9 protein-coding genes are annotated in these 12,507 nt (G+C 55.7%); 6 read left to right on the forward strand and 3 right to left on the reverse strand.

Annotated features, from left to right (window positions below; genetic code table 11):
* Positions 1-133: 133 nt before the first annotated feature.
* Positions 134-1,462, reverse strand: coding sequence for a hypothetical protein (locus ABD971_RS25660; protein ID WP_345326725.1), 1,329 nt, complete (start codon positions 1,460-1,462; stop codon positions 134-136).
* Between the two features lie 111 nt (positions 1,463-1,573).
* Positions 1,574-1,732, reverse strand: coding sequence for a hypothetical protein (locus tag ABD971_RS25665; RefSeq protein ID WP_345326726.1), 159 nt, complete (start codon positions 1,730-1,732; stop codon positions 1,574-1,576).
* 113 nt (positions 1,733-1,845) lie between these two features.
* Here ABD971_RS25665 and alaS point away from each other — a divergent pair, with 113 nt between their 5' ends.
* Positions 1,846-4,671: an alanine--tRNA ligase gene (gene alaS, locus ABD971_RS25670; protein ID WP_339942257.1), complete on the forward strand. Its 2,826-nt coding sequence runs from the start codon at positions 1,846-1,848 to the stop codon at positions 4,669-4,671.
* Positions 4,672-4,843: 172 nt separating this feature from the next.
* On the opposite strand, the gene ABD971_RS25675 is transcribed toward alaS, so the two are convergent.
* Complete coding sequence (locus tag ABD971_RS25675; protein WP_345326727.1) at positions 4,844-5,611, reverse strand: 7-carboxy-7-deazaguanine synthase QueE; 768 nt, start codon at positions 5,609-5,611, stop codon at positions 4,844-4,846.
* A 2-nt stretch (positions 5,612-5,613) separates the two neighbouring features.
* Here ABD971_RS25675 and queF point away from each other — a divergent pair, with 2 nt between their 5' ends.
* From queF to ABD971_RS25700, 5 genes are all read left to right on the forward strand, one after another.
* On the forward strand, positions 5,614-5,985 hold the full coding sequence (gene queF / locus ABD971_RS25680) for a preQ(1) synthase (RefSeq protein ID WP_339942255.1): 372 nt from the start codon (positions 5,614-5,616) through the stop codon (positions 5,983-5,985).
* A gap of 225 nt (positions 5,986-6,210) precedes the next feature.
* Entirely contained in the window at positions 6,211-7,209 is a 999-nt protein-coding gene (locus ABD971_RS25685) for a sugar phosphate isomerase/epimerase family protein (protein WP_345326728.1), read from the forward strand.
* Positions 7,210-7,572: 363 nt separating this feature from the next.
* Entirely contained in the window at positions 7,573-8,841 is a 1,269-nt protein-coding gene (locus tag ABD971_RS25690) for a tetratricopeptide repeat protein (RefSeq protein ID WP_345326729.1), read from the forward strand.
* A 543-nt stretch (positions 8,842-9,384) separates the two neighbouring features.
* Positions 9,385-11,142 carry an AMP-binding protein gene (locus ABD971_RS25695; protein ID WP_345326730.1) on the forward strand — a complete coding sequence of 586 codons (1,758 nt, stop codon included), beginning with the start codon at positions 9,385-9,387 and terminating at the stop codon, positions 11,140-11,142.
* A 78-nt stretch (positions 11,143-11,220) separates the two neighbouring features.
* The gene (locus ABD971_RS25700) at positions 11,221-12,507 is read left to right on the forward strand and encodes a thiolase family protein (RefSeq protein WP_339942251.1); all 1,287 of its coding nucleotides are present in this window, start codon (positions 11,221-11,223) and stop codon (positions 12,505-12,507) included.

Consider the following 12,507-nt stretch of genomic DNA (forward strand, 5'->3'; position numbering starts at 1 on the left):
CATCACAGCGAATCGACGTGAAAACCGGTCGAAACACCACAATGATCATATACTAGGGTCGGCCGCTGAAAGCGTCCCAGGAGGGCTGGTGAAACCATGATTGCCCCCTCAATTGCCGGGTGACGCAGGGCGACTAGGGAATTTCGCTTGTCGTTTCACTCGGGGATGCGGATTGCAATCCTCCGATCAATTCGCCAATTTTCCCGTCACTGGCTGGACTGACCCATTTCAAGTCGACGATGATCGCTTGCTCATCTTCGCGAACGATCAACGACGGCAACTCCTCTCGCAGTTGCTCGGCCCACTCTTTGGCGGTCAACGAGCGATGCTCCACACGAACTTGCCGAGACGGGTACCGCCATCGGCCTTTTGGCGTGATGCGGGCGTCTTCCGCGGTCACTTGGCAGCTTTTAATCGAATCGCTCGCGGTCAACCGCATCGCCAGCCGTTCGGCTCGAGCTTTCAGGTTCTCTTCGCCCGTTTGCAGCAGAGCGTCGATGGGCAGCTCGCCGGTGGCCGATTTGCCCAATGTGCTGACCAACATCGCTTGCACCGCGCTGGTCGCTTCGAGTGACTTCCAAACAGCGGACTCGATAATCGCGTCCACGATTTCGCGTTTGCCGATCAGGATGCCACATTCCGGCCCTCCGAACACACCGCCGCCTTCGACGATAACCAGATCCGCCCCCGCATCGATCGCCGCTTCGACCGACGCCAATTGCGAGTCCTTGGTTTGGCGGAGCGTGGCGACCGGCAGTACGACAACTTGCGTCACTGCTGGTTTGTCGAGACGCAGTGGCTCGGGGGGATTGGGTTTGGTTTCGTCATCGGCAACGATCAGGCAAAAGGAGTCGAAAGCAGCGAAATCTGACGCTTCGATCGAATCATTCGCTCCGACTTCCTGAACGATTGGCACCAGCGAATTGAGCGCGTCCACCAGCGAATCGCCGCTACGGAGCCGGATCGCTTGGCTGCGGTGAATCAAGATATCTTCTTGGCTCATGCCGATCACCAGCGCGGTCAGAATCGCATTAAGATTTGCTGCGACGGCGATTTCCAGGTTCGCCGACGAATCGAGATGTCGGTGCAGCTCGCGAGTCAGTCGCTGGTTCGCATAGTGGTCCCGGCGAACATCGCCGTGCAAACAGGCATACGCCGCCTCGACCGCCTCTTCGGCCACAGGAACGCCAGTTCCCAGCGGGGTCATCAACGTGCCCGATGCGTTGACCATCGGGATCGCGATCGCGACTTGTTTCTTGGACCAGCGTTGCACATTTTTTTTGCCTGCCTCGGTCGCCCGCATCACCGCGTCCAGCCCGCGGGCCGCCGTTTGGGGTAGATCCTGAATGATCTCCGTGGCTTGGTTTTTCAGTTTTTCGAGTGTCTCAGGCTCACGCGCTCGTCGAGCCACGTCGTTGAGTCCACGTCGCAGTAATTCAACGGTCCAGGGAGGGATTGCCATCAGGTTGGTCGTTTTTCGTAGTAAGGGATAAAGCTTGGCGGCGAATCGGTCGTCACGATTGACTGTCCGTTTGATTTTAACTGGGATTCGATTCTATCCCATGCTTCTTGGCTATGAATCTGCTTCTTGGTTGCGAATCGTGCCAATCCATACTCGCAGCTTGCGATATCCAGGGCAGTGACGACATGGGGGCAACAAGAAATCCGGCGGCGATTTCTGTTGGATAGCGGACGTGCCCTCTGCCGAAATGACTCGTTTCGATATGATCATTCAACACTCGCGTCCGAAGACGAGGCAATATCGCGTCGGTTTGTTCACCGATTGGCGAATTTTCAGCCTCTTTGGACCAAGTCATTACCCAGCTTTGAACATAGACGAGCGATATGAAAACCGACGAGCTACGCGAAAAATACCTTGCTTTTTTCGAGTCAAAAGGATGTGTCCGCAAACCGAGCGACGTATTGGTTCCGACCTGGGATCCGTCCGTTTTGTTCACGCCGGCGGGAATGAATCAGTTCAAAGACCACTTTCTCGGTAAGGTTAAACTCGATTTCACGCGGGCGACCACCTGTCAAAAATGCTTGCGAACCGGCGACATTGATAATGTCGGACGCACCGCATTTCACCATACGTTTTTTGAAATGCTGGGAAATTTCAGCTTCGGCGACTATTTCAAAGAAGACGCCATTCGCTGGGCTTGGGAATTTTTAACCGATAAAAAATGGCTCGGAATTCCTGGCGAGCGTTTAAGCGTGACCGTTTACAAGGACGATGACGAAGCGTTCCAGTTTTGGAACGAAAAAATCGGTCTGCCAACGTCGCGAATCTCCCGCATGGAAGAGGACGAGAACTTTTGGCCTGCCTCGGCACCCAGCGAAGGCCCCGATGGGGTATGCGGTCCTTGTAGCGAAATTTATTACCACCTCGATGATGGTAGTGATGTCGAAATTTGGAACCTCGTGTTCACCCAATTCAATCGCGTTGGCGATCCACCAGACAACCTGAAGCCGCTACCAAGCAAAAACATCGATACCGGGATGGGGCTCGAGCGAACCGCCAGCGTGTTGCAGGGCGTGCCGACGAACTTCCATATCGACAACTTGTTCCCGATCGTCCAAGCGGCGTCGGAAGTCTGTGGCGTCAAATACGAATACGAAAGTGACAACGGCCGTCGCCTGCGCCGCATCACCGACCATGCTCGCGCGTGTGCATTCGCGATTCACGAAAACGTCTACCCCGGTCCCAAAGATGCCAAGTACGTGGTCAAACGCTTGATCCGCCGCGCGGTCTTGGACGGCTACCAAATGGATCTCCGCGAGCCATTTCTTTACAAATTGGTCGACGCGGTCGCCGAGAGCGCAAAGGTTCCTTATCCCGAGCTAAGCGAAACGACCAAGCGAGTTGCCGATGTGATCGAAGCCGAAGAGAAAGCATTCTTCGGCACCATCGATGGCGGCATGAAACGAATTGGACAACTGTTCGAGCAGATGCGGGATGAAGCCGCAGTGATGGTTCCGGGCGAGGAAGCGGCGGAACTGAACACGACCTACGGTGTGCCTCCGGAATTACTGCAAACGCTGAGCGCCGAGCAGAACTTTACGTTCGATTGGGCCGGCTATCGCGATGCGATGCACGAGCATTCGATCAAAAGTGGTGCGGGACAAAAAGAATTGTTCCAAACCGGACCTTTGGAGACCTTGAAAGAAGCGCTTCGCGAAACGCCTTTCCTCGGTTACGAAACGATCGAAGCGACCGCCACGGTCAAGGGCATCATCACAGGTGTCGGTGGCAAAGACGACGAAGGGCAGTTGCTCAGCCATTTGGATCGCGCCAGCGATGCCGAACTGCGTTTAGTGCTGAACCACTCGCCGTTTTATGGCGAATCGGGTGGTCAAGTCGGTGACGTCGGAGTCATCAAGTGCGACAAGTTCGAATTCCAAGTGATCGACACTCAGCGACATGCCGGATTGATCGTTCATCATGGCAAATTGACGCGCGGCGAGATCCACGAGGGCGATGAATGCACCGCGATCGTGGATTCGGCTCAGCGTGATGCGCTCTGTCGTGCCCACTCGGCCACTCACATCCTGCACTACGCACTGCACAAAAACGTGGGCGATCACGCTCAGCAACAAGGCAGCAAGGTGGAAGCCGACCGCTTGCGATTCGACTTTACCAATCAACATGCGATCGATGACGACGTGCTCGTGCAAATCGAAAAAGACGTGTGGACTCAAATCGATGCAGCCCAGCCGATCGAGTGGAAAACCGTGCCGCTTGCCGATGCACGCACCGCCGGCGCGATGATGTTGTTCGGCGAAAAGTATCCCGATCCCGTTCGAATGGTATCGATGGGCGAGTTCAGCAAAGAGCTTTGCGGCGGAACCCATCTCACCAACACGAAACAGGTTCAAGCGTTTGAGTTGGTCGTCGAAGAGAGTGTTTCTGCGGGAACACGACGTATCGAAGCGTTGACCGGCGATCGTGCCGAGGCACATCGTGTTCAAACGCGTGAACTGCTTGAAAAGGTTGCCAAGACGCTCGGATGTCCGTGGGAACATGCAGTCGCCGCGACAAAACAACTTTTCACCGAAGTGCGTCAGCTGAAAAAAGAACTCTCCGCTGGCAAGCCAGTCGAACACTCCGAAACGTTTGTCGTCAAAAAGCCAGAATCGCCAACCGATACCACGGACTACAACGCGATCCGTTCGGCCGTCCGCGATATCACGCGACGCTTGAATGTTTCGATTGACGATGTCGTCACTCGGCTTGAAGCCTTGCTCGCGGACCGATCAAATTTGGTCAAACAGCTACGTGAAGTCACCGCAGGCGGAAAGTTGTCCGCCGATGATTTAATTTCGGGTGCGGAAAGCGTTGGCGATTCGATGTTGATTGTGGCCGAGACGCCGGGTGCGAACCCGAACGTGATGCGTGGCTGGATCGATCAAATTCGCAAGAAAAGCGACAAGCCGACCGCTGTCCTGTTGGCGTCCGTGCAAGGCGACAAGGTATTGCTGGTGGGCGGCATCAGTCGCGAATTGGTCGATCGTGGCGTGAAAGCAGGCGAATGGGTCGGTGCCGCCGCAACGGTCGTGGGCGGAGGCGGCGGTGGTCGTCCCGACATGGCACAGGCAGGCGGAAAGGATCCGGAAAAGCTGCCCGAAGCACTCGAGCAAGCCAAAGTCTCGATGCGACAATCGCTGAGCTAAGTGGGATAGGCTTCCCAGATGCGTCATCGGCACAAAATCGTAGCGAAACTCGCCAAGAGTTTCGTTGGTCTTGCGAGCAGCGTATGCAGGCCTATTACGCCGGAGGCCGTCAGATTCTCTGCCGTGGCCGTCAAGGCCACGGTTATGTCGCTCTCGAAAGCCGCCGCATCACTTACGTGCCGCGGCGGTTGCCGTACCAACGGATTTGCATGCGGTCGCAATATTGAAACCCGTGCTCGGCCGTCCAAGGGCGTAACCACGTCGCCGCCTGGTCAAGTTCCTCGTTGCTGATTCCTTGCGGCATCACCCAAACTTTGTCTGCGGGAACGTCAAGTTGCGAGACAATTTCTTGAAGCTCCTGCAGATCCCGCTCTCCGTCGACGACAAACTTTACTTGGTAGTCGACCGATTGCTCCATCAGCCTTTGCATCGTGCCGATGGGCATCCGCCGCTGCTCGTGCAGTTCGCTCCAACGCGGATGTTGATCCGCGTCCGGGGTGCTGGTACGAAATTTAGGGCTGATCGACATCAAATCGCAAGCGATCTGGCGATCAATCGTGCCTGCGGTTTCGATCGTAATATGGTAGCCACGCTCTCGCAGCATCTCACACAACAGCACCGATTCCTTGGGCAGCAGAGGTTCGCCGCCTGTCAGCACGACATGACGCACGTCCGAATCGGAAATCGACTCGACAAGCGAGGCAATCGACATCTGATCCCCCTCGGGACGCCACGACGCGTACGGGGTATCGCAGAACCAGCAACGCAAATTACAACCGCTGGTGCGAACGAAAAAACTGTTGGTTCCCGTCAGTTCGCCTTCGCCTTGGCGGCTGACGAAGGTCTCGGAAATGCGCAGCGACGATGTTTCGGCCAGGGTCCCCCTGGTCGATTCCGTCGAAGCCTGCAAAAATCCTGAATTACGAAGTGGAGAAATCAAAATTGAACGACTCAAATCATTTTCGCGAGCTGTTGGAAGTCTTCGACAACCCCAGCCCGACACGAAACTTTACGATCCAACACCATTGTCCCGAATTTACTTCGGTTTGTCCTAAAACAGGGCAACCCGACTACGGAACGATCATCTTTACCTACGTGCCCGACAAAATATGTGTCGAGCTGAAGAGTTTAAAGATGTATTTGCAGCGGTTTCGCAATGAAGGAATCTTCTACGAAGCCGTGACAAACCGAATCATGGACGACTTTCTCGCTGTCGTAAAGCCACGACAAGCAACAGTCGAAAGCCGTTGGACCCCTCGCGGCGGTCTGAACAGCAATATCATCGTGCAATATCCCGACGTTCCCCTCGGTTAGTGCCGTCGGCATAATTACTGACGTAGCGGAACTCGTCAAGCGTTTCGACCTACGCCGTTATTCACGAAAGTCTTGCCGTTATTCACGAAAGTCTTGACGACTTCCGCTACCAGCGAGGACCGTCACCACACCTTCCGACGGTCCCGAATAACTTACTTATTGTGCCCGTCCGCAGTCGGGCGATCCTCTGCTCCCTTCCCTTCCTGAACCCCAAAAATCTCCATCATGACGACTCCGATTTTGCTTAGCGGATTTGCTGACGAAGCCGCCAACGAAAAGCTTGCCGTTCAACAGTACTCTGCGTTCGCCGCCCTCGGTTTAAAGTACTATTCGATTCGTTTCATCGATGCCGGCGAAGGAATCAAAAACGTCATGATGCTCAGCGATGCCGAGATCAACCATCTCGTCAAAATGCAGGGTGATTATGGATTGAAGGTCAGCAGCATCGGTTCGCCAATCGGTAAGGTGAAACTAAAAGATGTTGACGATGGAACGGCGAACAAATTTGTGCCGTTTGATCACTACATGAAGGAAGACGTCGCTCGCGCCTGTGATCGTGCCGAAGCGTTCGGAGCCAAGTTGATTCGCGGTTTTGCGTTCTATCACCCCAAAGGAACCAAGCCCGAGGAACACATTGATCAAGTTTCGGACCAACTGACTCAAATCGCCGAAGCGTGCGACAAGCGTGGTTTGACGTTTGGTTTGGAAGTCGAAGCCAACTTGGTTGGCCAAACCGGTCAATTGCTCGAAGCGATCGCAGCAAAAGTCAATCATCCCGCGATGCTGACGATTTTTGACGCCGCCAATATCGTCACGCAAGGCTTCACACCGGATGAAACGTACGGCCAATACTTGGCGATGAAGCCGAGCTTGGGTTGGGTTCACATCAAGGATTACCACGATCCATCGCCGACGGCGCGGATCGATCATGTGGACGAAGCAAGCCTCAGCAACTTTGTGCCTGCGGACCGTGGCGACAGTGGTCACGAAGCAATCTTGCGTGACATGAAGGACTTCTTGCCCGAACTGCACAAGCGGATGACCGCGCGCGGAGCCGATGGAGTCTTCATGGATCTCGAGCCGCACGTCAAAGGTGGCGGACAATTCGGTGGCTTCAGCGGCCCCGATGGATTTGGTGTCGCGTTGCGAGGCCTCTGCCGCGTGCTCGACTACGTCGGAATCCCCTACGGATTGCGAACGTTCGAAGACATCAAAGCCTCGTAGTTTTGTGGGCCGGATCACAGATCCGGTACGACTGTTTTACCCTCTCGTGTGCGGGAGGGTCGGCCGCGATAGTGGCCGGGGAGGGCTGGTTGCGGCGAGCCTGCACGCTCGCTCTCTGACCACAACGAGGCCACACCCAGAGTTTGCGGTCGAATCCATTGTCGCCCAGCTTTCCAAGCTAGAAGCGTTGCGATGCCCCTTTCCCCAAAACGAGTTTCGGGGAGGTCAGCCGCTTCAGCCGGATCGACGTCGCTATCGTGCGACATGATGCGGGCTACATTGACACGTCGGCTGCCAAATCGCATACGATTGTGGGCTGTGTTTGTCGCTGCTGATCTTCGCTATCGCTGAGGAAGGACATCCATGAATGGTGCCACTTGGCAATCGGATTTGTTGCTTGCCCAGCAGTCCTTTGATCAGAACCGAATCGACGAGGCCCTTGCGATTGCCACCACAGTCCAGGCAGCACACCCCGCGTGTGCCGAAGCCTTGGAAATCATTGGCCTTGTTCAATCGCGTCGTCACCAAGTCGACGAGGCCGTTAAAACACTTGAGCACGCGCTGCGAATCCGCTGCGACTTGATACCCGCACATTATTATCTCGGTTTGCTGTATCAATCCCGCGGCGAGCCCGAACGAGCGGTTCAAGTTTTTGAGCGAGCCTTGCTGCTGGACCCCGGGCATGACCGCATTCGTTTTAGCCGAGCGTTGTCACTCTTGAAGCTTGCTCGATTCGACGAGGGCTGGATCGAATACGAATGGCGCTGGAAGGCGGCTGCGGTACCGAGACCCGAGATTCCATTGCCGCGATGGGACGGTTCGTCGCTCGAGGGACGCTCGATCTTGATTCACACCGAACAAGGATTTGGTGACACGTTCCAGTTCATTCGTTTTCTGCCTCGATTGCAGCAGCTTGGAGCCACCGTTTGGCTGGCGGCACAAAAACCCCTCAGTCGATTGCTTCGCGACATTCAGGGTGTTGATCACTGGATGCCGGTGGATCAGCCGGCTCCGATTGCGTTTGATCTGTACTCGCCATTATTGAGTTTACCAGCACTGTTACAACTGCATCATCCCGAGCGGTTTCGAGTCGCGACACCCTATCTGTATGCGGAACCGGATCGGGTCGAAAAGTGGCGAGGTCGGATCGAGAGCTTGTCGGGACTAAAGATTGGAATCGGATGGCAGGGCAGCCCAACGTTCAAAGGTGACGTTTGGCGTTCGATTCCGCTTTCGTGCTTTGCCGCACTTACCAACGTCGACAATGTCACGCTGGTCAGTCTGCAGAAACACGACGGGTTGAATCAGCTAGCTGAGAACGACACTGCGTTTCCGCTGGTCCGCTACGACGATCTCGATGCGGACGGCGCGTTCCTCGATACGATCGCCGTGTTCCAGCACCTCGATCTGGTAGTGACTTCTGACACGGCGTTGGCACACTTGGCCGGCGGCGCGGGGGTTCCGGTGTGGTGTCTGATCTCGACTGCTTGTGATTGGCGGTGGATGACCCAAGCCAGCGATACCGTTTGGTACGACTCAATGCGACTGTTTCGTCAGCAAAAACTTGGTGAATGGGAACCGGTCATTGCCGATGTGGTCTCCGAGCTGCAGCGATTGGGACCCCGCAAATGAATGGCGTTCTGTCGCCCATCGCCTGCCATTTCGCTGGCAGATGTCGGGATCGATACGCACACTCGCTCCACCGCCCCTTCGAGACCTCACCCCCCCGCATTAACCACCCCACTTTAGATTTAAACGCAGCCTCGTGACAAACTTCACAAAGGGGCGCAACCTAACTTTGCAAGTTTGTGGCGTGAAAATAGTTGCCTTTCGTCACTCCGCAACGTAAGATCAACTGTAAGCAATGAGAAGCGACTACGGCTCGGTTATCGGTTTCTTGTTGCTTATCACGGCCACCCTACTTGTGTTCGCGTTGACGGACATGAGACGCCACAAGTTCAACCAGGCCGCGACCTCTTTTCTTTTTGATTGATTTTGGCTGGCCCCGAGCCGACAGCCGCAACTGCGGTCGGCTTTGAGAGTGCCGTCAAACGCCCTTTCTTTAGCCGACTTCCATCGGAGCGGTTTGACTCGTCGAAAAAACGTCGAGCATCCCGCACTTAACTCACGGAAGATCGAGTTCGCCACAGCGGCTTCTATCAGGGAGTTTCAGCCATGGGCCATATGCTGCAAGGGAATCCAGGGTATCCCGAATCGGACGATCGATTTCGATCGACCGAGGTGCCGAGTGATGCAAGTGTCCTTCGCATTGCCGAAGAATCGATGCCTAGCGTCAATGAACCGGACGCGTCGTTGGATATTCCCGCAGGGATCCCGCACTACAGCGGCATCCCCGCGTTTGGCTTGTTGCGTCATGCAGCCGATGTGATCCCGGACCGGACGGCAGTGATCTATGGCAATATGACTTGGACGTACCAAACGCTGAATCATGACGCGGTACGCGCGGCAGCTCTGTTGCAGCATCTTGGAATTAAAAAGGGAGATCGCGTTGGCGTATTACTTCCCAATGTTCCTGAGTTCATTATTGCGGTCAACGGCATTTGGCGGGCGGGCGGGATCGCGGTCGCACTCAGCCCGCTGATGGTCCAAGACGAGGTGGCCGATATCGTTCGCCGCACCGATTGCAAGGTGGTGATCACCCTGGACATGCTGGCCCAGATGTTGGTCGGCTGTGATTCCGAATTGACCAAAACGCTGTATGTCTCGATTCGTGAACATCTACCCTCGCTGAAGCAGCTTGGATACTTGTGGGCACGTCATCAACGCACCGGCCAGTGGTCGTTGCCCAGTAACGCATCGCATGCTTGGTTTTGGGAAGAACTAAAGGGGCTGCGTCGAGAATGGAAGCCAGTCGAAATCAACCCGGAAACCGATCCCGCCTACATCTTGCCAACCGGTGGCACGACGGGAACACCGAAATCGGTGACGCTCAGTCATCAAAACATGGTCGCCAACGCATGGCAGCAATTTGAATGGACCGATCGATCGTTTGCGACCGAAACGATGATCGCCGTGTTGCCGTTTTTCCACAGCTATGGCGTTTCGGCAATCGTGCTCGGGGGCGCGGCGATGGGAGCCACCTTGGTGCTACACCATCGCTTCAATGCTCGCCAAGTCATACATTTGATTGAAACGCATCGCCCCACGGTGCTGCACGCCGTACCGGCAATGTTGGTGGCGCTGAACGACCGTTTGAGTGAGTATCCGGCCGATTTGAGCTCGATTCGTTGGGTGATCTCCGGAGGCGCGCCGTTGGATGCAACGGTGGGCGAGACATTTAGCGAACACAGTGGAGCCTTGGTCGTCGAAGGCTTTGGGCTCTCAGAAGCCTCGCCGGTGACGCACGTCGGCAACCTATTTGCCGAACCCAAATATGGAACGATCGGATTGCCGCTGCCCGAGACCGAGTGCCGGATCGTCGACCAAGACGACGGCGTCAGCGACGTGGGGGACGAACAGGTCGGAGAGTTAATCGTTCGCGGCCCGCAAGTCATGCTCGGTTACTGGAACGATCCCGCAGCGACGGCCACGACGATTCGCGATGGATGGCTCTACACCGGGGACTTGGCAGTGCGTCATCCCGACGGCTTGTACAGCATTGTGGGACGCAAAAAAGACTTGATCATCACCTCAGGATTTAACGTCTATCCGTCCGAGGTTGAAGCGGTGTTGCGTGACGCTCCCGGTGTGCGTGATGCAGCGGTAGTCGGATTCGCCGACCCACAACGAGGCGAGGTGGTCAAGGCGTTTGTGCGGATGCAGGACAAAGCCGACTGGGATGAAGATGCCCTGCGTGCTCATTGCCGCAGCCACCTTTCCAAACACAAACAACCTCGACTCTACGAGCAGTGTATTGACGATCTTCCGAGAAACTTTTTGGGCAAGGTAGTGCGGCGCAAATTGCGAGAGTGAGCTGCGAAGTTTGGTTTGCGTTGCAACGTTTGATTACGAAACGACAGCTGAGTGTTTACGGAAAAAGGAGATTCATTGATGGAACCCATTGCCATTGTCGCGGGAGTACGCACCCCATTTGCAAAAGCGTTTGGCAAACTCGCCGATGTGTCTGCGGTCGAGTTAGGTCGAATAGCCGTCACCGAAGCGCTGCAGCGGTGTGAGTTGACGCCCGATGCGGTGGACGAAGTCATCATCGGCAATGTCGCAGGTCCCGCCGATTCAGCCAACGTGGCTCGCGTGATCGCGCTGAAAAGCGGCGTGCCGATCGACCGTATCGCGCATACCGTCAATCGCAACTGTGCATCGGGCATGGAATCGATTTTGCAAGGCTGCAGTATTATCAGCGGGGGTCGCGCGAAAACGATTGTCGCGGGCGGTACCGAGTCGATGTCGCAGATCCCTCTGCTGTACAGCCGCAAGGCAACCGAAGCGTGGATGCGAGTCGCGCGGGCCAAGACGCTTCCACAACGAATCGCTGCGTTCGCGGCCTTTCGCCCAAAACATTTTAAACCGGTCGCCGGAGTCGAACTGGGGCTGACCGATCCGGTTTCGGGATTGAACATGGGCGAGACCGCCGAGGTGCTCGCTCATGATTTCGCGATCACGCGAGCTCAGCAGGACGAGTTTGCTTTGGCGAGCCATCACAAGGCGGCTGCGGCTCAAGAAAAATGCTTCCTGTCAGGCGAAATTGTCGAGGTTCCCCTGGATCGCGGCAAACCGATGGACAAAGACAACTGCATCCGCCCAGGACAAACGCTCGAGCAGCTTGCCAAACTGAAACCGATATTCAAACGCGATGGCTCCGTGACCGCTGGAAATAGTTGCCCGTTGACCGACGGGGCTGCCGCGGTGGTGCTTTCCGCCACAAACAATCTTGATCGTTTTTCGCGTCCACCGCTGGGGTATATCACCGCCGCAGCGATCGCCGGTTGTGATCCGAAACGAATGGGGCTCGGCCCAGTTTATGCCACGGCAAAGCTGTTAGACGAAACGGGAATGTCGTTATCGGATTTTGAATTGATTGAAATCAACGAAGCGTTTGCAGCGCAAGTAATCGGTTGTGACCGTGCGATGCAATCGAAGTCGTTTGCTGAAAAAGAACTATCGCGTCCCACCGCGATCGGACAAATGAATCCTGACATCGTCAACATCCACGGCGGGGCTATCGCGCTGGGCCATCCCGTCGGTACCACTGGCACCCGTCTGATCTTAACGATGCTTCGTGCCTTGCGAGCCTCCGGCAAACGCCGAGGACTTGCCACACTTTGCGTTGGTGGAGGCCAAGGTGTCGCCATCGCTCTCGAAACCGAACTGGAGTCCTAG

Origin of the sequence: Novipirellula rosea (assembly GCF_039541335.1) — a bacterium.
GTDB lineage: Bacteria > Planctomycetota > Planctomycetia > Pirellulales > Pirellulaceae > Novipirellula > Novipirellula rosea.